General features: G+C 68.4%; 21 protein-coding genes and 3 pseudogenes. 11 read left to right on the top strand and 13 right to left on the bottom strand.

What is annotated here, in order from left to right; genetic code table 11:
* Positions 1–82 precede the first annotated feature (82 nt).
* Positions 83–1591, top strand: a complete 1509-nt coding sequence (locus tag E4N62_RS05860) for a glycosyltransferase family 87 protein (protein WP_230212293.1) — start codon at positions 83–85, stop codon at positions 1589–1591.
* Positions 1592–1759: 168 nt separating this feature from the next.
* On the opposite strand, the gene E4N62_RS05865 is transcribed toward E4N62_RS05860, so the two are convergent.
* The 3 genes from E4N62_RS05865 to E4N62_RS05875 form a co-directional block, all read right to left on the bottom strand.
* Positions 1760–2791: an alanine racemase gene (locus tag E4N62_RS05865; protein WP_033530670.1), complete on the bottom strand. Its 1032-nt coding sequence runs from the start codon at positions 2789–2791 to the stop codon at positions 1760–1762.
* 65 nt (positions 2792–2856) lie between these two features.
* Positions 2857–3978 carry a peptidoglycan bridge formation glycyltransferase FemA/FemB family protein gene (femX, locus tag E4N62_RS05870; protein ID WP_215456924.1) on the bottom strand — a complete coding sequence of 374 codons (1122 nt, stop codon included), beginning with the start codon at positions 3976–3978 and terminating at the stop codon, positions 2857–2859.
* A 225-nt stretch (positions 3979–4203) separates the two neighbouring features.
* Complete coding sequence (locus tag E4N62_RS05875; protein WP_005482944.1) at positions 4204–4518, bottom strand: hypothetical protein; 315 nt, start codon at positions 4516–4518, stop codon at positions 4204–4206.
* A gap of 263 nt (positions 4519–4781) precedes the next feature.
* Here E4N62_RS05875 and rpsF point away from each other — a divergent pair, with 263 nt between their 5' ends.
* From rpsF to rplI, 4 genes are all read left to right on the top strand, one after another.
* Complete coding sequence (gene rpsF, locus E4N62_RS05880) at positions 4782–5072, top strand: 30S ribosomal protein S6 (protein WP_005482942.1); 291 nt, start codon at positions 4782–4784, stop codon at positions 5070–5072.
* 77 nt (positions 5073–5149) lie between these two features.
* Positions 5150–5749: a single-stranded DNA-binding protein gene (locus E4N62_RS05885; RefSeq protein WP_230212295.1), complete on the top strand. Its 600-nt coding sequence runs from the start codon at positions 5150–5152 to the stop codon at positions 5747–5749.
* Between the two features lie 82 nt (positions 5750–5831).
* Entirely contained in the window at positions 5832–6068 is a 237-nt protein-coding gene (gene rpsR, locus E4N62_RS05890; protein WP_003949403.1) for a 30S ribosomal protein S18, read from the top strand.
* Positions 6069–6086: 18 nt separating this feature from the next.
* Positions 6087–6533, top strand: a complete 447-nt coding sequence (gene rplI / locus E4N62_RS05895; protein WP_184906394.1) for a 50S ribosomal protein L9 — start codon at positions 6087–6089, stop codon at positions 6531–6533.
* A gap of 134 nt (positions 6534–6667) precedes the next feature.
* Here rplI and E4N62_RS05900 read toward each other — a convergent pair whose 3' ends face one another.
* Complete coding sequence (locus tag E4N62_RS05900; RefSeq protein ID WP_374116931.1) at positions 6668–8014, bottom strand: MATE family efflux transporter; 1347 nt, start codon at positions 8012–8014, stop codon at positions 6668–6670.
* Positions 8015–8463: 449 nt separating this feature from the next.
* On the opposite strand from E4N62_RS05900, the gene dnaB reads away from it, so the two are divergent.
* Positions 8464–9939 (top strand): replicative DNA helicase, encoded by a 1476-nt coding sequence (gene dnaB / locus E4N62_RS05905; RefSeq protein WP_184906398.1) that lies wholly within the window; start codon positions 8464–8466, stop codon positions 9937–9939.
* A gap of 50 nt (positions 9940–9989) precedes the next feature.
* Complete coding sequence (locus tag E4N62_RS05910) at positions 9990–11375, top strand: serine hydrolase (RefSeq protein ID WP_230212300.1); 1386 nt, start codon at positions 9990–9992, stop codon at positions 11373–11375.
* An 80-nt stretch (positions 11376–11455) separates the two neighbouring features.
* Here the strand turns inward: E4N62_RS05910 and E4N62_RS05915 are convergent, their stop codons facing one another.
* Both E4N62_RS05915 and E4N62_RS05920 read right to left on the bottom strand, forming a co-directional pair.
* Positions 11456–11908 carry a GNAT family N-acetyltransferase gene (locus tag E4N62_RS05915; RefSeq protein WP_230212302.1) on the bottom strand — a complete coding sequence of 151 codons (453 nt, stop codon included), beginning with the start codon at positions 11906–11908 and terminating at the stop codon, positions 11456–11458.
* Between the two features lie 9 nt (positions 11909–11917).
* A pseudogene (locus E4N62_RS05920) lies at positions 11918–12256 on the bottom strand (MarR family winged helix-turn-helix transcriptional regulator); the annotation flags it as partial.
* A 44-nt stretch (positions 12257–12300) separates the two neighbouring features.
* Here E4N62_RS05920 and E4N62_RS05925 point away from each other — a divergent pair.
* Positions 12301–12825 (top strand): annotated as a pseudogene (locus E4N62_RS05925) (MFS transporter); the annotation flags it as partial.
* 33 nt (positions 12826–12858) lie between these two features.
* Here the strand turns inward: E4N62_RS05925 and E4N62_RS05930 are convergent.
* Entirely contained in the window at positions 12859–13725 is an 867-nt protein-coding gene (locus tag E4N62_RS05930; RefSeq protein ID WP_230212305.1) for a GNAT family N-acetyltransferase, read from the bottom strand.
* A 611-nt stretch (positions 13726–14336) separates the two neighbouring features.
* Between E4N62_RS05930 and E4N62_RS05935 the strand changes: the two genes are divergently transcribed.
* Positions 14337–15809, top strand: coding sequence for a globin domain-containing protein (locus E4N62_RS05935; RefSeq protein ID WP_230212307.1), 1473 nt, complete (start codon positions 14337–14339; stop codon positions 15807–15809).
* A 74-nt stretch (positions 15810–15883) separates the two neighbouring features.
* Here the strand turns inward: E4N62_RS05935 and E4N62_RS05940 are convergent, their stop codons facing one another.
* The 5 genes from E4N62_RS05940 to E4N62_RS05960 form a co-directional block, all read right to left on the bottom strand.
* The gene (locus E4N62_RS05940) at positions 15884–16366 is read right to left on the bottom strand and encodes an NUDIX domain-containing protein (protein ID WP_033530680.1); all 483 of its coding nucleotides are present in this window, start codon (positions 16364–16366) and stop codon (positions 15884–15886) included.
* Between the two features lie 123 nt (positions 16367–16489).
* A complete protein-coding gene (locus E4N62_RS05945) occupies positions 16490–17395 on the bottom strand; it encodes a LysR family transcriptional regulator (protein WP_230212310.1) in 906 nt (301 codons plus the stop codon).
* 187 nt (positions 17396–17582) lie between these two features.
* Positions 17583–18728, bottom strand: a complete 1146-nt coding sequence (locus tag E4N62_RS05950; protein ID WP_230212312.1) for a cystathionine gamma-lyase — start codon at positions 18726–18728, stop codon at positions 17583–17585.
* Positions 18725–19216 (bottom strand): low molecular weight protein-tyrosine-phosphatase, encoded by a 492-nt coding sequence (locus E4N62_RS05955; RefSeq protein WP_230212314.1) that lies wholly within the window; start codon positions 19214–19216, stop codon positions 18725–18727. Before E4N62_RS05955 ends, E4N62_RS05950 begins: the two co-directional genes overlap by 4 nt.
* Positions 19217–19225: 9 nt before the next feature.
* A complete protein-coding gene (locus E4N62_RS05960; protein WP_230212316.1) occupies positions 19226–19603 on the bottom strand; it encodes a phage holin family protein in 378 nt (125 codons plus the stop codon).
* 57 nt (positions 19604–19660) lie between these two features.
* On the opposite strand from E4N62_RS05960, the gene E4N62_RS05965 reads away from it, so the two are divergent.
* A complete protein-coding gene (locus E4N62_RS05965) occupies positions 19661–19978 on the top strand; it encodes a cupin domain-containing protein (protein ID WP_230212318.1) in 318 nt (105 codons plus the stop codon).
* A 163-nt stretch (positions 19979–20141) separates the two neighbouring features.
* On the top strand, positions 20142–20354 hold the full coding sequence (locus tag E4N62_RS05970; RefSeq protein WP_184906416.1) for a DUF5326 family protein: 213 nt from the start codon (positions 20142–20144) through the stop codon (positions 20352–20354).
* 301 nt (positions 20355–20655) lie between these two features.
* On the opposite strand, the pseudogene E4N62_RS05975 reads toward E4N62_RS05970, so the two are convergent.
* A pseudogene (locus E4N62_RS05975) lies at positions 20656–21043 on the bottom strand (hypothetical protein); the annotation flags it as partial.

Genomic DNA, 21043 nt, shown 5'->3' on the forward strand with positions numbered 1-21043 from the left:
CCTGTGTTTCACGTGAAACACAGGCCGCCGGATACGGCGGGATGCGGTGGTCCTCGGCGTATTCCTAGGTACGTACGGCAGGATGTGCGGCATGCCCAGTGCAGAGACGACGCGAGTGAGCACGGACGAGCCGGAGCCGGTGCGGCCCACCAAGGAGGACGAGGTCGCTGCGACCGGCAGTGAGCTGATCGGCGGCCCGATCGGGCGCCGGGCGCTGCTCGGCACCTCCTGGTGGACGCCGGTGCGGGTCGTCGCGCTGGTGGCCATCGGCATGTTCGCGCTGGGCATGGTGCAGAAGCTGCCCTGCTACGACGGCGCATGGTTCTTCGGGGCCAGCTCCCAGTACACGCACGCCTGCTACTCGGACATCCCGCATCTGTACCAGGGGCGTGGCTTCGCGGACGGCCTCGTGCCGTACTTCGACAAGATCCCCGGCGACATGGAGTACCTGGAGTACCCGGTACTGACCGGCGTGTTCATGGAGGTCGCCGCCTGGCTCACGCCGGGCAGCGGCACCATCCAGGACCAGGAGCAGTGGTACTGGATGGTCAACGCCGGAATGCTCATGGTGTGCGCGGCGGTGATCGCGGTCTGCTGCGCGCGCATTCACCGCCGGCGCCCGTGGGACGGCCTTCTGGTGGCCCTGGCGCCCGCTTTCGCCCTGACCGCCACCATCAACTGGGATCTCCTCGCGGTGGCCCTGCTGGCCGCCGCGATGCTGATGTGGTCGCGTCGGCGCCCCCTCGCCTTCGGTGTGCTGATCGGGCTCGCCACGGCCGCCAAGTTCTACCCGTTCCTGGTGCTCGGACCGCTCTTCGTGTTGTGCTGGCGAGCGGGCAAGTGGCGCGCGTTCGCGACCGCGCTGCTCGGTGCCGTCGGGGCCTGGCTCGCGGTGAACCTCCCGGTGATGCTGCTGGCACCCGACGGATGGTCGAAGTTCTACCGCTTCAGCCAGGAGCGCGGTGTGGACTTCGGTTCTTTCTTCCTCGTCATCTCGCAACGGCTCAACATCCAGATCACCGCCGAGACGGCGAACGCGTACGCGATGGTCTCGATGGTGATCGTCTGCGCCGGCATCGTCGCGCTCACGCTCACCGCCCCACGCCGTCCCCGCTTCGCGCAGCTCGCCTTCCTGATCGTCGCGGCCTTCATCCTGACCAACAAGGTCTACTCGCCGCAGTACGTGCTCTGGCTGGTCCCGCTCGCCGCCCTGGCCCGGCCCCGCTGGCGGGACTTCCTGATCTGGCAGGCCTGTGAGGTGGCGTACTTCCTGGGGATCTGGATGTACCTGGCTTACACGACCAGCGGAGACGCTCACAAGGGCCTGCCTGCCGAGGGCTACCAACTCGCCATCATGGCGCACCTGTTGGGCATGCTCTACCTGTGTGTCGTCGTCGTGTGCGACATCTTCATGCCCGAGCGGGACGTGGTGCGCAGGGCCGGTGACGACGATCCCTCCGGAGGGGTCCTCGACGGCGCGGAGGATCTCCACGTGTTCGGCGCGGCCGCCCGCCCTCCGAGGCACGCGATGCCCTTCGAAGGGCCTCAGGTCGAGTGGGGAAGTCGCGGCCCAGGCGGCAGTTCGCTCTGAGCGAACAGGGCGGAAAAGCGCCCCTGGGACGGCACGGGGACGAACGACAAACGCAGAAGGCCGTACACGACATCGCGTGTACGGCCTTCCGCATGCGGCCTTCCGTATGCGTCCTTGCGGAGCTGATCTGCTCGGCGCTCGCCTCCTCCGCCCTTCGGAGCGGGGGGTTCAGCGGTCGACGATCCGGTCGAACTGTGTGGTGGTGTGCCGCAGATGCGCCACCAGTTCCTCACCGACCTTCGGCTCCGGGGCGTCCGACGGCACGAAGAGGATCGACACCTGCATGTGCGGAGGCTCGGCGAACCAGCGCTGCTTGCCGCCCCAGACGAACGGAGAAAGGTTCCGGTTGACCGTGGCGAGGCCGGCCCGGGCGACGCCCTTGGCGCGCGGCATGACGCCGTGCAGGGCCTTCGGGGCCTCCAGGCCCACTCCGTGCGACGTACCGCCCGCCACGACGACCAGGAAGCCGTCGGAGGCCGCCTTCTGCTGCCGGTAGCCGAAACGGTCCCCCTTGGCGACGCGGGTGACATCCAGCACCGCGCCGCGGTACTCGGTCGCCTCGTGGTCGCCCAGCCACAGCCGTGTGCCGATACGGGCCCGGAAGCGGGTCTGCGGGAACTGCTGCTGGAGGCGGATGAGGTCCTCGGACTTGAGGTGGCTGACGAACATGGTGTGCAGCGGCAGACGAGCCGCCCGGAGCCGGTCCATCCAGCCGATGACCTCCTCGACGGCGTCCGAGCCGTCGGTGCGGTCCAGTGGCAGGTGGATGGCGAAGCCCTCCAGGCGCACGTTCTCTATGGCCGCGTGGAGCTGGGGCAGTTCCTGCTCGCTCACCCCGTGCCGCTTCATCGAGGACATGACCTCGATGACGACGCGGGCCCCCACGAGGCCGTACACGCCGTCGACCGACGACACGGAGCGGATGACGCGGTCGGGCAGGGGGACGGGCTCTTCGGCGCGCCGATAGGGGGTCAGCACCAGCAGGTCGCCGCTGAACCAGTCCTTGATCCGGGCGGCCTCGTACGTGGTGCCGACGGCGAGGATGTCCGACCCGAGACGCGTGGCCTCTTCCGCCAGCTTCTCGTGTCCGAAGCCGTAGCCGTTGCCCTTGCAGACGGGGACGAGTCCCGGGAACTGCTCCTGAACGTGCTTGTGGTGTGCCCGCCAGCGCGCGGTGTCGACGTACAGCGTGAGCGCCATGGACGGTCCCGGAACCTTTCTCGTGGCTGCGGTGTATCAGATGTATGGAAGCAAAAACGGGGGCTTCAGCGGCGCGACATGTAGATGTCGAGCGCCTTGTGGAGCAGCTTGTTCAGCGGGAAGTCCCACTCACCGAGGTACTCGGCGGCCTGTCCGCCCGTGCCCACCTTGAACTGGATCAGGCCGAAGAGGTGATCCGTCTCGTCCAGCGAGTCGGAGATGCCTCGCAGGTCGTAGACGGTCGCGCCGAGGGCGTAGGCGTCGCGCAGCATGCGCCACTGCATCGCGTTCGAGGGCCGGACCTCACGGCCGATGTTGTCCGAGGCACCGTAGGAGTACCAGACGTGCCCGCCGACGACGAGCATGGTCGCCGCGGACAGGTTCACGCCGTTGTGCCGGGCGAAATAGAGCCGCATGCGGTTGGGGTCCTCGGTGTTGAGGGCCGTCCACATGCGCTGGAAGTAGGACAGCGGGCGGGGCCGGAAGCGGTCGCGCACGGCAGTGATCTCGTACAGCCGCTGCCACTCCTCCAGGTCGTGATAGCCGCCTTGGACGACCTCGACCCCGGCCTTCTCGGCCTTCTTGATGTTGCGGCGCCACAGCTGGTTGAAGTTCTTGTGGACCTCTTCCAGGGACCGGTTGGCGAGCGGCACCTGGTAGACGTAGCGCGGCTGTACGTCACCGAAGCCGGCCCCGCCGTCCTCCCCCTGTTGCCAGCCCATGCGGCGCAGTTTGTCGGCGACCTCGAAGGCCCGCGGTTCGATGAAGTCGGCCTCGATGTCGCGCAGGCGCTTCACGTCCGGGTTCTGGATGCCCGCCTTGATGGAGGTGGCCTCCCAGCGCCGGATGATCACCGGCGGGCCCATCTTCACCGAGAAGGCGCCCTGGTGCTTGAGGTGCGCGAGCATCGGCTCCAGCCAGTCGGTCAGGTTCGGTGCGAACCAGTTGATGACCGGACCTTCGGGCAGATACGCGAGGTAGCGCTTGATCTTGGGCAGCTGGCGATACAGCACCAGGCCGGCGCCGACCATCTCGCCCGTCCTGTCGTCGAACCACCCGAGGCTCTCGGAGCGCCACTCGGCCTTGACGTCGGCCCAGGCCGGGACCTGCATGTGGCTAGCCGAGGGCAGGCTCTGGATGTATGCCAGATGCTGCTCACGGCTGATCGTCCTCAGGGTCAGGCTCATTCGGGGCGCTCCTCGGGCTGGTGTGTCCCCATGGGTACAGGGGCTCCGGCTCTCGCGCCGAAGCCTACTGCGCCCTGCGGGCGCCCCGAATGGCTGTATGGAACCTGGAAGCCCGCCCAGCACGTGGTCAGGACGTCAGGTGGTGTTATTCGGCCGCTTGGTCCGATGTGAGACCACGGACAGCATGGCGCACCGGCCGCCGACCGTTCGACCGGGGCGGCGGAGTCAGCCGATGACCCCGCCGAAGAGACCCCCGTGGGCCATGCCGAGGAAGAATCCGACGGCCGAGGCACCGAGACCCACGATCAGGCCGAAGCGCTCACGGGTCGTCTCCGAGATGAACTGCCCGTACGCGCCGGTCAGAATTCCCACCAGGCCCGTCCAGGAACTGAGCAGGTGCAGATGGTGGAACATCGCCGTGATGAAAGAGACCGCCCCGAGCACGAGCGTCACGGCCAGCAGGGTGTCCTGCACTGGGTGAGGCTTGTCGTCGGTGGCGAACAGGGAGCCGGCGATGTTGGGTCGCAATGTCTGTGCCATGGGGCACCTCCTGCGGAAGGCGGCGCATCGTAGCGCCATACACACCCGATGTGTACAGATTGACGGTCACCGCCACCTGATTTCAACCGGAAGCGGGTGTGCAGGTAGTCTGTACCGTCTGCACCGGTGTCTGCCCAGGCCATGACAGGGATCCCCCACGGGACCCCCGATTGTCAGTGGCTGCCGATACCGTTGCGTACGCATCACAACCCTCCTGCCACGGAACGACCGTGGCCGCTGAGTCCAAAGGAGGTGGGTTCCACATGCGTCACTACGAGGTGATGGTCATCCTCGACCCCGATCTGGAGGAGCGCGCTGTCGCCCCCCTGATCGAGAACTTCCTCTCCGTCGTCCGTGAAGGCAACGGAAAGGTCGAGAAGGTCGACACCTGGGGCCGTCGTCGTCTCTCGTACGAGATCAAGAAGAAGCCTGAGGGCATCTACTCGGTCATCGACCTGCAGGCCGAGCCTGCGGTCGTCAAGGAACTCGACCGCCAGATGAACCTGAACGAGTCGGTCCTCCGGACCAAGGTCCTCCGCCCCGAGACCCACTGAGCCTTCCCGCTCAGTGGGTCCCGGGATCCGAGTAGCAGCACAAGCAGCCAGCAGCAAACCCGCCGAGAGGTTCCCCCATGGCAGGCGAGACCGTCATCACGGTCGTCGGCAATCTTGTCGACGACCCCGAGCTGCGCTTCACCCCTTCCGGTGCGGCGGTCGCGAAGTTCCGTGTCGCGTCCACCCCCCGCACCTTCGACCGTCAGACCAACGAGTGGAAGGACGGCGAGAGCCTGTTCCTGACCTGCTCGGTCTGGCGTCAGGCGGCGGAGAACGTCGCCGAGTCGCTCCAGCGAGGCATGCGCGTCATCGTGCAGGGCCGGCTGAAGCAGCGGTCCTACGAGGACCGTGAGGGCGTCAAGCGCACGGTCTACGAGCTGGACGTCGAGGAAGTCGGCGCCAGCCTGCGCAGTGCCACGGCCAAGGTCACCAAGACCGCCGGCGGTGCCGGCCGCGGTGGCCAGGGCGGTTACGGTGGCGGTGGCGGTGGCGGTGGCGGCCAGGGTGGCGGCGGCTGGGGCAGTGGCCCCGGCGGCGGTCAGCAGGGCGGTGGCGCTCCCGCCGACGACCCGTGGGCCAGCGGCGCTCCCGCCGGTGGCAACCAGGGCGGTGGCGGCGGCTGGGGCGGAAGCTCCGGCGGCGGTGGCGGCGGCTACTCGGACGAGCCCCCCTTCTAAGTCCTCGTGGCCGGGATCACCGGTCTTCGAGGTCGAGGGCGGGGCCGTACCCCAAACTTCTTGATCACACAGGAGAAACACCATGGCGAAGCCGCCTGTGCGCAAGCCGAAGAAGAAGGTCTGCGCTTTCTGCAAGGACAAGGTCACGTACGTGGACTACAAGGACACGAACATGCTGCGGAAGTTCATTTCCGACCGTGGCAAGATCCGTGCCCGTCGCGTGACCGGCAACTGCACGCAGCACCAGCGTGACGTCGCCACGGCCGTCAAGAACAGCCGTGAGATGGCGCTGCTGCCCTACACGTCCACCGCGCGATAAGGGAAGGGTGACCGACACATGAAGATCATCCTCACCCACGAGGTCTCCGGCCTCGGCGCTGCCGGCGACGTCGTCGACGTCAAGGACGGCTACGCTCGCAACTACCTGATCCCGCGGAAGTTCGCTATCCGCTGGACCAAGGGCGGCGAGAAGGACGTCGAGCAGATCCGTCGTGCTCGCAAGATCCACGAGATCCAGACCATCGAGCAGGCCAACCAGATCAAGGGTCAGCTCGAGGCCGTCAAGGTTCGTCTGGCCGTCCGCTCCGGCGACGCCGGTCGTCTCTTCGGTTCCGTCACCCCGGCCGACATCGCTTCCGCGATCAAGGCTTCCGGTGGCCCCGAGGTCGACAAGCGCCGCATCGAGCTGGCTGCTCCGATCAAGACGCTGGGCGCTCACGAGACGTCCGTGCGTCTGCACCCCGAGGTTGCCGCCAAGGTCAACATCGAGGTCATCGCGGCCTAAGGGTCGCGCTCGCTGAAGTGATGTATGGGGCCGCACCCTTCGCAGGGTGCGGCCCCATATGCATGACGCGGCGATGTTTCACGTGAAACGGAGCGGACTTCGGCAGGTTCTCGGCGTGGAGTATCGCCCGGAACTCAGCGCGTCGCACCTGTGACGATCCAGAGCCCGGACCGGGACCGCAGCCACAGGGTCAGCATGCGGGTCGCCATCATCAGCGTCATGGCGCCCCAGAGGGCGGTCAGACCACCGCCGAAGGTGGGGACGAGCAGCGCGGTCGGGACGAAGACCGCCAGGGTGAGGAGCATGGCCCAGGCCAGGTAGGGGCCGTCTCCCGCGCCCATCAGTACTCCGTCGAGCACGAAGACGACGCCGGAGATCGGCTGGGCGAGCGCCACCACGACCAGAGCGGGCAGTGCCGCTTCCTGAACCGTCGGATCGCTCGTGAAGATGGGGGTGAACAAGGGACGGGCGGCGACCACCAGGAGTCCGAGCAGGGAACCCGTGGCGACTCCCCACTGGACCATCCGGCGGCAGGCATCGCGGGCTCCCTGGGCGTCGCCCGCGCCGAGGTAGCGGCCGATGATGGCCTGTCCGGCGATGGCGATCGCGTCCAGGGCGAAGGCAAGCAGGCTCCAGAGCGAGAGGATGATCTGGTGTGCGGCGATGTCCTCGTCCCCGAGCCGGGCGGCCACCGCGGTGGCGATCATGAGGATCGCCCGCAGCGAGAGCGTACGGACCAGCAGGGGCACCCCCGCCTGGGCCGAGGCTCGTATGCCGGCGATGTCCGGACGCAGCGAGGCGCCGTGTCTGTGGGCACCACGGATCACGACCCAGAGATATGCGGCGGCCATGCCGAGTTGGGCGACGACCGTGCCCCAGGCGGATCCCGCGATACCGAGGTCGGCCCCATAGACGAGGCCTACGTTCAGTACACCGTTGGCGACGAACCCCGCCACGGCGACGTACAGCGGTGTCTTCGTGTCCTGGAGGCCACGCAGGACGCCCGTGGCGGCGAGCACGACGAGCATGGCCGGGATGCCGAGGGCCGAGATCCGGAGATAGGTCGTGGCGTAGGGAGCCGCAGTGTCCGAGGCCCCGAAGAGGGACACGAGGGTGGGGGCCATGGGGACGACGACGGAGACAACAGCCGCTCCGAGCAGCAGGGCCAGCCAGATACCGTCCAGGCCCTGACGGATGGCGGCCCGTAGGTCTCCCGCTCCCACGCGGCGGGCGACGGCGGCCGTGGTGGCGTAGGCGAGGAAGACGAAGACGCTCACCGCGGTGACGAGGAGGGCTGAGGCGACCCCAAGACCGGCCAGTTGGGCGGTGCCGAGGTGGCCGACGATGGCGGTGTCGACCATGAGGAAGAGCGGCTCCGCGACGAGCGCGCCGAAGGCCGGAACGGCCAGCGTGATGATCTCTCGATCGTGCCGACGCCGGGCGGCCTTGGTGGTCTCGGAAGCCTGTGTCATGAGCACCAATCTAATCTTCCACAGGTAAGAGATGCAAAGCACTTGCAGTCATTACATGCTGCCTGGTCGGGTACGTTCTCGTGCGCCGATCTTGATGATCTTGATCCGGTCGAGAAAGTTTTTCTTCTGCACAGCCCGTGGATGGTAAAGGTGCAGGTCAGGGCGATGGTGAACCTATGGTCCGGTTCTTGTTCACAGGCCTGTCCACCGAGTCGTGCACAGGTTTTGCAGAGTTCTCCACAGCATCTGGGCCGTCGTCCACATGGCCTGTGGATAACCAGATTGGCTGACGGTGCCGACGGGCCTACGGTGGTGCGGCGCCCACTCCCTGGCTGATCGCGGAAACCTCGCAAAACCGACGCGCCAGAACCGGAGTTGGGCCTCTCATTTGTCAGTGTCGTGCCGTAGAAATGAGAAGCACGGCGAGGTCCGCTCGGCGGACGGGAGGAGGTCGCTCGGTGAGCATTTCCGAGCCCCTGGACGACCCGTGGGCCGACAGCGGGCCCAGCGATCGTCTGCCCCCTTCCCGCCGGCGTCCGGACGGTGACCGGAGCAGGGACGAGCGGCACGACCGGGGCCGGGACAACCGGGAGTGGGACGGCGGGGGTTCGGCCTTCGAACGCGTACCGCCGCAGGACCTCGACGCCGAGCAGTCCGTCCTCGGCGGCATGCTGCTGTCCAAGGACGCCATCGCCGACGTGGTCGAGATCCTCAAGGGGCCCGACTTCTACAAGCCGGCTCACGAAACCATCTACCAGGCGATCCTCGACGTCTATGCCAAGGGCGAGCCCGCCGACCCCATCACCATCGCCGCCGAGCTCACCAAGCGCGGCGAGATCACCAAGGTGGGCGGCGCCTCCTATCTGCACACTCTCGTCCAGACGGTGCCGACGGCGGCGAACGCCGAGTACTACGCAGAGATCGTCCATGAGCGCGCCGTCCTGCGCCGCCTGGTCGAGGCCGGCACCCGCATCACCCAGATGGGATACGCGGCCGACGACGACGTGGACGAGATCGTCAACAGGGCCCAGGCGGAGATCTTCGCGGTCACCGAGCAGCGCACGACCGAGGACTATCTGCCGCTCGGCGACATCATGGAGGGCGCGCTCGACGAGATCGAGGCGATCGGTTCGCGGTCGGGGGAGATGACCGGTGTGCCGACCGGCTTCACGGATCTCGACCAGCTCACCAACGGTCTGCACCCGGGTCAGATGATCATCATCGCGGCCCGTCCCGCCATGGGTAAGTCCACGCTGGCGCTGGACTTCGCGCGAGCCTGCTCGATCAAGCACAACATGCCGAGCGTGATCTTCTCGCTCGAGATGGGGCGCAACGAGATCGCGATGCGTCTGCTGTCGGCGGAGGCGCGCGTGGCCCTTCACCACATGCGGTCCGGCACGATGACCGACGAGGACTGGACGCGCCTGGCCCGCCGGATGCCGGACGTGTCGGCCGCGCCGCTCTACATCGACGACTCCCCGAACCTGTCGATGATGGAGATCCGCGCCAAGTGCCGGCGCTTGAAGCAGCGCAACGACCTGAAGCTCGTCATCATCGACTATCTGCAGCTCATGCAGTCCGGCGGCAAGCGGTCCGAGAGCCGTCAGCAGGAAGTCTCGGACATGTCGCGAAACCTGAAGCTACTGGCCAAGGAGCTGGAGCTGCCGGTGATCGCCCTGTCACAGCTCAACCGTGGGCCCGAGCAGCGTACGGACAAGAAGCCCATGGTCTCCGACCTGCGTGAGTCGGGATCGATCGAGCAGGACGCGGACATGGTGATCCTGCTGCACCGCGAGGACGCCTACGAGAAGGAGTCGCCGCGCGCCGGCGAGGCCGACATCATCGTGGGCAAGCACCGTAACGGTCCGACGGCCACGATCACGGTCGCCTTTCAGGGCCACTACTCGCGGTTCGTGGACATGGCACAGACCTGACCGGGCGAAATGCGCTCGACTCCCGGTGCCCGGCCCGGTGGACTGAGCGCATGACAACACCTCATCAAGAGCTGCTCCCCGCCACACGCCGGGCACTGCTGCACCGCATCGCCGTCGCCCAGACCGAGGGGCGGGCTCCGTCTCTGGTCGCCGCGGTGGTCCGGGGCGGGGAGACGGTGTGGAACGGGGCGCGGACTTCGGTGACCGGGCACGGGCCGGACGCGAACGTGCAGTACCGGATCGGTTCGATCACCAAGACCTTCACCGCTGTTCTGGTCATGCGGCTGCGTGACGAGGGCGTGCTGGACCTCGGCGATCCGCTGGAGAAGCACCTGCCCGGGACAGGTGCGGGGGAGGCGACCATCGCCGAACTGCTCGCGCACACAGGGGGACTGGCGGCGGAGTCTCCTTCGCCCTGGTGGGAACGGACGTCAGGGTCCCTGCGCCCAGATCTCGCCGACGTTCTCGGGGAGCAGCCCCACCGCCATCCCGTAGGCCGTCGATTCCACTACTCCAACCCCGGGTTCACGCTCCTCGGCGCGCTCGTCGAGGAGCTGCGAAGTGCTCCCTGGGAAGAGGTCCTGCGACGCGAGGTGCTCGAACCCCTCGGCCTGCGCCGCACGACCTGGCACCCGGAGGCGCCGCACACCGGTGGCTGGGCCGTGCACCCCTGGGCGGACGTGATGCTGCCGGAGCAGGTCGAGGACCTGGGCCGTATGGGACCGGCCGGTCAACTCTGGTCCACGACGGGTGACTTGGCGCGGTTCGCGGCCTTCCTGGCCAAGGGGGACGAGCGGGTGCTGAGCGCGGAGTCGGTCCTGGAGATGCGGACGCCGGCCGCGCCGGGCGAGGCCGCCGATGTGGCGGCCGGAGCGGCGTACGGGCTCGGGATGCAGTTGCAGCACCGTGACGGCCGGTTCCTCGTCGGTCACGGGGGCTCGGTGCCGGGTTTCCTCGCCCAGTTGACCATCAGTGTCGAGGACGATGTGGCAGCCGTGGTGCTGACCAACTGCACCTCCGGGCCGGCGCTGTCGGAGGTGGCCGCCGACCTCGTACGCATCGTGGCGGAGGCCGAGCCGCGGATCCCCGAGCCGTGGCGGCCGCTGACCGAAGTGGACCGATCGGTCCTGGAGTTGGCCGGACCTTGGTATTGGGGGACGTACAGCTTCGTGTTGCGGCTCACCGGCGGGGGAGGTCTCTCGCTGGAGCCGCTTGCCGCGACTCTGCGCAGTGCTCGATTCCGACGGAACGACGACGGCAGCTGGACGGGGCTCAACGGCTACTTCGCCGGAGAGCTCCTGCGGGCCGTACGAGGGCCCGACGGGGCGGTGAGCCACCTGGACCTCGGATCGTTCGTGTTCACGCGTCAGCCGTACGACGAGGGGGCTCCGGTGCCCGGCGGAGTGGATCCCGAGGGGTGGCGGGGGATCGCGTAGCCCGTATCTGCGCCTGTGAGGAGCTCGTCTTGTGATGTTTCACGTGAAACGCGCCCCGACAGCCGTTCACGGGCGCCGTCTCAGAGGGGCAGCTTGAAACCCACGTGGGTGGCCTGGAATCCGAGCCGCTCGTAGAAGCGGTGGGCTTCGGTGCGCGTGACATCGGACGTCAGCTGCACCAACTGACAGCCCTCTGCTCGTGATGCGTTGATCGCCCACTCGATGAGCTGTGTTCCGAGTCCGGTGCTGCGCTCATCGGCGTGCACCCGTACGCCTTCGATGATCGCGCGGGTGGAGCCGCGTCTGGAGAGCCCTGGAACGATCGTCAGTTGGAGTGTGCCGACGACACGGCCCTGACGGACGGCGACCATCACGTGTTGGTGGGGGTCGTCACTGAGGCGCTCCAGGGCGGTGCGGTAGGGGGCCAGGTCGTCCGGTGATTCGCGCTGGGCGCCCAAAGGATCGTCGGCCAGCATCGCAACGATCTCGGGGATGTCGTCCTCGGTCGCCGGGCGAATGTCCAGATCTCCCATGCCCGCACCCTACGCGGACACGTTCAGCGACTCCACGACGCGGACGAGGGGGGCCAGTTCGGGGTTCTCGGCGGCCGCGTCCAGAGACTCGCGCAGAGCGGTGTCATTGGTGGGGCGTGCTGCCGCGAGAAGGCGCAGACCCGCCTCGGGGACATCGGTGTAGATACCCCGGCGGTCGGTCGGGCACAGATAGCGCGAGAGCAGTCCGCGATCCTCGAGCCGAGTGACCAGACGGGTGGTCGCGCGCTGGCTGAGGACGACCGCGTCGGCGACCTGCTTCATCTGCAGGTGCCCGCCCTCACCGTCGTGCTGGCGACTGAGCACATCGAGCAGCGAGTACGCCCTCATGCCTCTCGCGCTTCTGGCTATTGCGATCGGGGCCTTCGGTATCCGCCGGCTTCGCCGACTCCTCCGTCACCTGGCTCCTCGTCCTCTTCGGCCTAGGCATGGTCGGTGGCAACCTGGTGGGCGGCAAGTACGCGGATCGCGCGCTCATGCCCATGCTGTACGTCTCGCTGGGCGCCCTGGCTGTCGTCCTCGCCCTGTTCTCCTTCACCGCTCACGACAAGATCGCGGCCGCTGTCGCCCTCACGCTGGTCGGCGCACTCGGCTTCGCGACCGTGCCGCCGCTGCAGAAGAGGGTCTTCGACCAGGCGCATGGCGCACCCACCCTGGCCTCGGCTGTGAACATAGGTGCCTTCAACCTCGGCAACGCGCTCGCCGCCTGGCTCGGCGGCCTGGTCATCGACGCGGGCCTCGGCTACACGGCACCCAACTGGGTCGCAGCCGCTCTCGCCGTGAGCGCACTCGTGCTGGCCTTCGTCGCGGCGGCGCTGGAGCGCGGGGAGAGCGCCGTCGGAACGGGTGTCGCCCGATCTGCGGGAGCGGACGCCCGATCGGCACCTGCCCGCCACTGACGGTCGGCGGGACGAGGCCGCGGAGTACCGGCCTCAGCCCGCTGCCACGGTCAGTGGCGCGTAGCGCCGAGTCCAGTCACCCGGCAGCTCAGGGATCCCGTACGTCATCACGGAGTTGAAGGCGATCACCGCCAGACCGCGGTCCTGCACCCACGTCAGCAGTTCCTCGTGGCGAACGTCGATGTCGGTGCGCAACTGCAGATCCGTGTGTGCGGCGAGGGAAGTGATGAGCGCCTTCGCCACCTCGGTGTCACGGGCGATCAACGGACCGACGACCTGGTTGTCGAGGTTGGGCCAGGCGGCCGCGTATCCGATGATCTTGCCGTTCTCCTCCGCGACGCGCAGTTGGTCGGAGAACGCGGGGAGCCGGGTGAGGATGTGGGTCCGGTCCGTGCCGAAGACCTCTTCGTCGAGCCGAAGGATCGTGGTGAGATCCCCGGCCGTGGCCGGACGGGTGGAGACCGCAGGGTCCGGTCCTCCTGCCGTGAAGTGCCCGCGCACCATCTCGGCCCGTCCGGTGACCTTGAAGCCGAGCTCTTCGTAGAGCGGGCGTCCGTTCGGAGTGGCGTGCAGCGTCAGCGGTGTCGTGCCCATCTCCGCGAGGACATGGCGCATCAGGCGGCGGCCGATGCCCTGGCGGGAATGCCGCTCGGCGACCAGCACCATGCCGATCGCCCCCAGAGCCGGGCGGCCCGCCGGGCCGTACTCGGTGACCACGCAGGCGGTGATCAGCCCGCCCTCGGGGTCATCGATGCCATATCCGGTGCCGGCCGACAGCAGTAGCCCCCACTTGTGCTCCTCGCGAGGCCAGCCCCGGTCCTCGGACAAGTCGGCGCAGGCGGTGAGATCGCGAGGCGTCAGACGGCGGATGGGCACAAGGGTGGGGGAAGGTGTCGGCACGCAGGTCAGGCTGTCCGACACGCGCCCCCGTCGTCCACTGGTTTGCTGTCGACGTGCGCTGTTCTGGCCATCTCGTGCACAACCGAACAGCGTGTGGACGGATGTTTCACGTGAAACATCCGTCTGCGGGCATACCCGCACAGGCGTGGCTGCGTAGGCACTCGGCGGCAGGATCTGTGGGATGCCTATGAATGAGTATGGCGCGCCCGGTAATTGAAGGAATCACTGATTCGCGCCAGTTGAATTCCCGGTACTGCCAGGGGGGACTTGTGTGTGACGGCCCTGCCGGTAGGGTCGAGTCCGGTTCGTGTCCGAAGCGAGATGCAGTCGTCTCATGGTGGGGGTACGAACGCAGCTCAATGCAGCCTAACCGGACAGGGAGACCGAGAACCTGCGTTTTCCGCTACGAGGCGGGGGCGTTCGCGCGTTGTGGAACGCTGCCGTGAGTGCTGCGGCTCACGTCACACTCTCATCTACTTGTCCGTACGGAGCTGGATTCCGGGTTGAATGTGGCCGCATTGGTCGACGGGGAACGAACGGGGAATGCAAGGCCGTCCGCGGGGGGAACGTGCGACTTCCGGCTGGGAGGGCGTACGCAGATCGACCGAAAGATGCTCGAGGCGAGGCAGACCATGGACGCTCCGACCACCACGTCGGCCGGCAACGGTACTTCGGGGGATGCTGACGGAGGCGGTTGGTTCACGCCTCGCACATCGCCGCCACTCCCTGGTGGGGACCAGGAACCAGACGGCAACCGCCTCGCAGGCCTGCGGCCCGTGGGCCGCTCCCAGGAGCCACCGACCGGCGTGCGGCACCACCGGGAAGGCGCGGCGCGGGAGCGAATACAGACCGGCGCGGGCCTTCCTCCCAGCACCCCACTCAGCCCTCCACCCGCCCCGGACCACGGCACCGAGCACTCCGTCTTCGAACCGCGCGTGCCGGACGAGCCCGCCGGACAGACGGCGCCCCCCTCCCCCGATGCCGTTCTGATCCGGCGGACCATGGCCGAGGTCGGACCGGTCGCCGACAAGGTCACCTCGTACTTCTACGCGCTGCTCTTCGTCCAGCACCCCGAACTGCGGTCGATGTTCCCCCCGGCCATGGACGCCCAGCGCGACCGCTTGCTCAAGGCACTGCTGACCGCTGCCGAGCACGTCGACAACACTCCCGTCCTCGTCGACTACCTGCAGAGCCTCGGCCGTGGCCATCGCAAGTACGGGACCCAGGCCGAGCACTACCCGGCGGTCGGCGAATGTCTGATCGGTGCGCTGAGCCGGTACGCCAAGGGGATCTGGGACGAGGAGACCGAGGCCGCCTGGGTCAGGACGTACACGACGATCTCCCAGGTGATGATCGACGCGGCGGCCGCGGACGAGCTTCGTTCCCCGCCCTGGTGGCTCGCCGAGGTCGTCTCACACGATCTGAGAACGGCGGACACAGCGATCCTCACCGTCCGCCCGAACCAGCCGTACCCTTTCCTCGCCGGGCAGTACACGAGCCTGGAGACCCCTTGGTGGCCGCGGATCTGGCGGCACTACTCCTTCGCCTCGGCGCCCCGCTCGGACGGGTTGCTGTCGTTCCATGTGAAGGCGATCTCCGCGGGCTGGGTCTCCAACTCGCTCGTGCACCGCGCCCGGCCCGGTGACGTGCTGCGACTGGGACCGCCGGCCGGTGCGATGACCGTCGATCACAGCAGCGACAGCGGCCTGCTCTGTCTGGGTGGGGGCACCGGGATAGCGCCGATCAAGGCCATCGTGGAGGACGTGGCCGAACATGGACGGCACCGTCCCGTCGAGGTCTTCTACGGCGCCCGCACGGGCCAGGACCTCTATGACCTGGACACGCTGCTACGGCTGCAGCAGAGCAACTCGTGGCTCGAGGTCCGCCCGGTTGTGGACAAGCACGGACTGCTGCAACTACCCGACGCTATACGGGACCACGGGCCCTGGAACGGGTACGACGCCTACCTCTCCGGACCGCCCGGCATGATCCGCAGCGGTGTGGACGCCTTGAAGGCCGCCGGTATCTCCGCCGACCGCATACGCCACGACTCGGTGGAGGAACTGGTGGCGGCGGGGGACTGACACCTGGGACACGCAGAGCGGCTGACGGCGGAGACCGAGCGAGCGGCTGGTCTTCGGCGGTCGTCCGCGGACGCTCAGCCGAGGTCGGGCGCGTGCATCGCCCGTACGCCCTCGATGTTCCCGTCCAGGTAGTGCCGCAGGGACAACGGGACGAGGTGTACGGAGGCGATGCCGACCCGGGTGAAGGGGATGCGCACGATCTCGTACTCCCCGAGTGGCTCGTCCACCTCGGGGCCGTGTCGCTTGGAAGGGTCCATGGACTCCAGGCGACAGACGAAGAAGTGCTGGACCTTCACCCCGGTGGCGCCGCCGTCCTCACCGATGTGCTCGACGGTGTCCACGAAACAGGGCACCACATCGGTGATCTTGGCGCCGAGTTCCTCATGCACTTCGCGGTGCAACGCGTCGACGACCGTGGTGTCCTCCGGCTCGACACCGCCGCCCGGCGTGAGCCAGTAGGGATCCATGCCCGGCTTGGTCCGCTTGATCAGGATCAGGTCGTCGCCGTCGAGCAGAACGGCGCGGGCGGTGCGCTTGACCACGGGTCGTACGGTCATGGGAGAAATGTGGCCCCGCATGTTCCACGTGAAACATCACAGGCGCGAGGAAGAGGGGCACCCCGGCGCTCACGGTCGGTCCGTGATCGGCTCTCCCCTCCGCCCAGGGGTTCCAAGGTGGTCTCAGGACCAGTTCGCCGCGGTCTCCAGCAGCCACTCGTGCGCCCGCGCGATGTGCGGCATGGCCAGGGTGCCGGTACGGACCACCAGGAAATAGGTCCGCAACGGGGGCACCGCGGGATCCAGGAGCGTGACGAGGTCACCGCGCTCCAGGGCGGAAGCGCACAGGTAGCGGGGAACCACGGCCAGTCCGGCGCCCGAGACGGCACAGCCGACGACCGCGCGCAGGTCCGGGACGACGACGGTCCCGGAGGCGGCGGGCCGCGCGTCGAAGACCGAGGCCCAGTAGCGGGCGATGAAGGGCAGTGACTCGTGTACCTCGACGAGGGGAAGCTCCTCCAGCGCGTGCGCCACCTTGCGCCCCGGCCGGCCCGGACCGATCACGTCCGCCCAGTGCGGGGCGGCGACCAGGATGTGCTCCTCGTCGCAGAGGGGGGCCGCGGTGAGAAGGGCACCACGCGGCTGGGCGGTCGTGATGGCCAGGTCGTGATGTCCGGCGGCGAGGCCCTCCAGCGCCTCGTCCGAGTTTCCGAAGGAGACCCGGAGCGCGAAGCCCCGGCCGTCGTCGCCCTTCAGTTCGGTGAGCGCGGGCAGGGCCCGCTCGGCGGTGAACTCCGGAGGGCCGGCGAGATGGAGGGTCCGTAAGGACGAGTCGTCGTCGAGGCCGGTCTCGGCGATCTCCACCAGCGCGTCGAGATGCGGCGCAGCCTTGTGTGCGAGTTCGTCGCCGATGGTCGTCGGTGTCACGCCCCGGGCTCTGCGCAGGAAGAGCGGGCGGCCCAACTGGCGCTCCAGCGTGCGTATCTGGGAGGTGACGGCCGGCTGCGAGAGACCGAGCAGAGCGGCGGCGCGAGTGAAGGAACCGGCCCGGTGCACGGTCACGAACGTCCGCAGTAAGGCCAGATCCATGGTCGCCTCCCACGCCGCCTTCGGAGCGCCCAACTATAAATAAGTCGATAGGTTTCTGCCGCTACTGTGATTGGACACTGACACAGAGTCAACTAGCCTTGGTCGCGCGGTTCTTCGCGCGCGGAACCGGGGACGGTCCGAGCCACGAGGGGGGAGGCTCGGACCGTCCGTTGTACGTAGCGCGGTACTAGTCGGCAGCGACAGCGAGCGCTCGCAGCACGTCCGCCACGAGATCGTCCGTGTCCTCCGCGCCGGCCGAGAACCGGATGAAGCCTTCCGGAACCGCGTCACCTCCCCAACGGCCGCGTCGCTCGGCGGTGGAGCGCACCCCGCCGAAGCTCGTGGCGTCGTCCACGAGGCGCAGCGCGTCGAGGAAACGGTCGGCACGCGCGCGGGTGGACACCTCGAACGACACCACACACCCGTAGCGCCGCATCTGCTGCGAGGCGATCTTGTGCGAGGGGTCGTCGGGAAGCCCCGGATAGCGCACCCCGGTGACCTCGGGGCGGCCCCTGAGCGCCTCGGCCACCGCCAGGGCGTTGACGTTCTGCCGTTCGGCACGCAGCTGGAGCGTGGCGAGCGAGCGGTGCGCGAGCCAGGCCTCCATCGGCCCCGGGATCGCACCGACGATCTTGCGCCATCGTCTCACACCGGCCATCAGCGCCGGGTCGCGTCCGGCGACGTACCCGAGCAGGACGTCCCCGTGGCCGGTCAACTGCTTCGTTCCGCTGGCCACGGCGAAGTCGGCGCCCAGATCCAGCGGGCGCTGTCCGAGCGGTGTCGCCAGCGTGTTGTCGACGGCCACGAGACACCCTCGCGCGCGTGCCGCTTCGCTGAGCCGGCGCACGTCGCACACGTCCAGCCCGGGGTTCGACGGTGTCTCGATCCACAGCAGCCTGGCGCCGTCCAGGGCGTCGAGCTGGGCGTCGTCGGCCGTCGGCGCGCTGCGCACCTCGACGCCGTACGACCGCAGCTGGTCACCGGCCAGTGGCAGGACGTTGTAGCCGTCGCTCGGCAGGACGATGACGTCCCCGGAGCGGACCTGGGAGAAAAGGACGGACGAGATGGCGGCCATGCCGGAGGCGAAGGCGACCGTCTCGACGTCGTCGTGCCGGGGGGCCTCCAGTTCGCCGATGGCGCGTTCCAGAAGCGTCCAGGTGGGGTTCTGGTCGCGTCCGTAGGCGTACGGGCCCGTGGGCTCGCCCGGCAGGTGGTAATGGGCGGCGAAGACCGGCCCGGGGAGGGTGGGCTCGTGCTTGACGGGCTCGGGCAGGCCGGCGCGCACCGCGCGGGTGCCCTCGCCGGGGCCCGATTCGGGGTTCTCGGTGCTCACGCGGCCCCTACCTCCACTTTCTCCCGTACGGCGGCCAGCAGACCTGGGCTCGCGGCCTCCACGAGTTCCAGACACTCCTCGAATCCGTCCATGCCCCCGTAGTAGGGGTCCGGAACGTCGAGGTCGTCTCCGGCGGCGGGGTCGTAGGAGCGCAGGAGGCGGACCTTGTCCGCGTCCGCCGCCGTCGGCGCGAGGCGGCGCAGGGCCTTGAGGTGACCTTCGTCGAGGGCAATGACGAGGTCCAGGCGGGAGAACCACGAGACCTGGAACTGCCGGGCCGTGTGGACGCCCTCGTAGCCGTTCGACTCCAGGACGGATGCCGTGCGCGGGTCGGCGGCGTCGCCCTCGTGCCAGCCCCCGGTGCCCGCGCTGTCGACCTCCACCAGCCCGCCGAGCCCCGCTTCTTCGACACGGGCGCGGAAGACGGACTCGGCCATCGGCGAACGGCAGATGTTGCCGGTGCAGACGAAGCAGACTCGGTACGTCATGGCGGACCCTCAGTCCCCGTCGGGCAGGACGAGGGAGAGCGCCCACGAGACGATCGAGATGATCAGGCCGCCGAGCACGGCGGTCCAGAACCCCTGCACGTGGAAGCTCAGGTCGAGGACGTCGGCCAGCCAGGAGGTGAGCAGCAGCATCAAGGCGTTCACGACCAGCGTGAACAGGCCGAGCGTGAGTACGAACAGGGGGAGGGTCAACAGGCGCACGAGCGGCTTGACCAGCGCGTTCACCAGGCCGAAGACGAGGGCGACCAGCAGCAGCGTGCCGACCTTCCTGCCCGTGCTGTCCCCGGTCAGCGTGATCTTGTCGACCAGCCACACCGCGACCGCCAGGGCGCCGGCGTTGGCGATGGTCTTGACTAGGAAATTCATCATGTGTCTGATCGTGGCAGAAGCGATCGGTACGAGTACTGGGCAGGGGCGACTAAGTCGATGAAGGCATTCCGATTGGATGAGCTGGAGGCGGAGCGCGCCGCCAACGACGGTGCCTATCTGCAGTTCGTGCGCGAGCGGAACATGTCGGTCGGTCTGTACGCGCTCGATGCCGGTGAGCTCGATCCGCAGAGGCCGCACAGCCAGGACGAGGTGTATCTCGTCGTGAGCGGCCGTGCCTCGCTCACGGTGGGGCTGGAGACGACCCAGGTGGCACGCGGCAGTGTCGTGTACGTGCCGGCCGGGGTCGCCCACAAGTTCCACCACATCACCGAGGACCTGAGGGTCGTGGTGGTGTTCTCTCCGCCGGAGGGCTGACGTCCGCTTCGGCGTTCCCTAGGGGGACGATCAGGGACGGACAAGGGCTGCGAAGCCCCCGGAACGCCCTCGCACCGCCCTAGCATCGATGACAGGACAGCAGAAGGCCCGGAATCAGTGTCCCGGTGGCGGGCGACGGGTGGAGACACAAGGAGCAAGGGCGATGCGGGAGATCTTCGCGGGGATGCCGTGGTGGGTGAAGTGGATCGCGGTGCCGGTCATCGCCCTGCTGGTGTTCGGAGGGCTGATACTCAGTGTCGTCCAGGTCGTGGTGGGCCTGCTCTTCAAGGCGCTGGTCTTCGTGGCGCTGGTCGGCGGACTGATCTACGTCGTCAGGAAGTTCACGGCGGGATCCTCGTCGCGCGGCGACTGGTGAGGCGTCAGCGCCGTGCAACGGCTGTGGCGTGAGTGGGTGAGCCCGGTCAGGGCGCGCCGGTAACAGGAACGTGAGGTTCCCTCGCCAGGGGGAAGTTTCCCGGCGGGGCCGTCTGCGGGCGGTGACGGGCGGCTAGAGTCCGGAAACTCGCCGCGGGATCGAACCCCACAAGCGGCGCATCTCCTCCCGTGTCCCCCGCACGGGCGGCCCTCCTCGCGCTTCGGGAGCGACCCTTGGCCACGGCTGACACCGCATCAGCAGAACCGCTCTCTCCGTCCGCCCGGCCACGCTCCCGGTCGTCTCAGAGCACGGTGCCTCCTACGCAGCCGGGCCCCAGATCGACGCCTGCGACGGTAGCCGAGCCGTCACGTGTCCGGGCCGCGGAGACGCATGGCCCACCGGCAGCTCCGCGGCCGACGCCCTCGACGGCCCTGGCGCCTCCTGTGCAGCCACGTACCTCGCCGGGCGAGGAGAACGTGCGGCGGCCCGAGCCTTCCGCGCCCCGGAAGCGGGCGCAGCGTCCGGCGGCCGGGGGATCGGCCCCGGCGCCGGCACGGGGGCCGTCATCGCCGAGCAGGACCGAGGCGCGGCCGTCGGCACCACCGCTCCGCAACCAGGCGCAGACGGCGGGGCTCGTCCGCTCGGTGCCGTCCCATGGGCACGGGCCGGGGCGAGGGCCCCGCATCCCT

It is taken from the genome of Streptomyces sp. MNU76, assembly GCF_020982545.1.
Classification (GTDB): domain Bacteria; phylum Actinomycetota; class Actinomycetes; order Streptomycetales; family Streptomycetaceae; genus Streptomyces.

What these genes read in the sequence shown, in the direction of transcription:
- E4N62_RS05945 (WP_230212310.1), bottom strand. Translation starts at nt 17,395, where the DNA reads ATGGATCTGGCCTTACTGCGGACGTTCGTGACCGTGCACCGGGCCGGT.
- E4N62_RS05955 (WP_230212314.1), bottom strand. Translation starts at nt 19,216, where the DNA reads ATGACGTACCGAGTCTGCTTCGTCTGCACCGGCAACATCTGCCGTTCG.
- E4N62_RS05875 (WP_005482944.1), bottom strand. Translation starts at nt 4,518, where the DNA reads ATGGCACAGACATTGCGACCCAACATCGCCGGCTCCCTGTTCGCCACC.
- E4N62_RS05960 (WP_230212316.1), bottom strand. Translation starts at nt 19,603, where the DNA reads ATGATGAATTTCCTAGTCAAGACCATCGCCAACGCCGGCGCCCTGGCG.
- femX (WP_215456924.1), bottom strand. Translation starts at nt 3,978, where the DNA reads ATGAGCCTGACCCTGAGGACGATCAGCCGTGAGCAGCATCTGGCATAC.
- E4N62_RS05935 (WP_230212307.1), top strand. Translation starts at nt 14,337, where the DNA reads ATGCTCGAGGCGAGGCAGACCATGGACGCTCCGACCACCACGTCGGCC.
- E4N62_RS05965 (WP_230212318.1), top strand. Translation starts at nt 19,661, where the DNA reads ATGAAGGCATTCCGATTGGATGAGCTGGAGGCGGAGCGCGCCGCCAAC.
- E4N62_RS05970 (WP_184906416.1), top strand. Translation starts at nt 20,142, where the DNA reads ATGCGGGAGATCTTCGCGGGGATGCCGTGGTGGGTGAAGTGGATCGCG.
- E4N62_RS05885 (WP_230212295.1), top strand. Translation starts at nt 5,150, where the DNA reads ATGGCAGGCGAGACCGTCATCACGGTCGTCGGCAATCTTGTCGACGAC.
- E4N62_RS05865 (WP_033530670.1), bottom strand. Translation starts at nt 2,791, where the DNA reads ATGGCGCTCACGCTGTACGTCGACACCGCGCGCTGGCGGGCACACCAC.
- E4N62_RS05860 (WP_230212293.1), top strand. Translation starts at nt 83, where the DNA reads ATGTGCGGCATGCCCAGTGCAGAGACGACGCGAGTGAGCACGGACGAG.
- rpsF (WP_005482942.1), top strand. Translation starts at nt 4,782, where the DNA reads ATGCGTCACTACGAGGTGATGGTCATCCTCGACCCCGATCTGGAGGAG.
- E4N62_RS05910 (WP_230212300.1), top strand. Translation starts at nt 9,990, where the DNA reads ATGACAACACCTCATCAAGAGCTGCTCCCCGCCACACGCCGGGCACTG.
- rpsR (WP_003949403.1), top strand. Translation starts at nt 5,832, where the DNA reads ATGGCGAAGCCGCCTGTGCGCAAGCCGAAGAAGAAGGTCTGCGCTTTC.
- E4N62_RS05940 (WP_033530680.1), bottom strand. Translation starts at nt 16,366, where the DNA reads ATGACCGTACGACCCGTGGTCAAGCGCACCGCCCGCGCCGTTCTGCTC.
- E4N62_RS05915 (WP_230212302.1), bottom strand. Translation starts at nt 11,908, where the DNA reads ATGGGAGATCTGGACATTCGCCCGGCGACCGAGGACGACATCCCCGAG.
- rplI (WP_184906394.1), top strand. Translation starts at nt 6,087, where the DNA reads ATGAAGATCATCCTCACCCACGAGGTCTCCGGCCTCGGCGCTGCCGGC.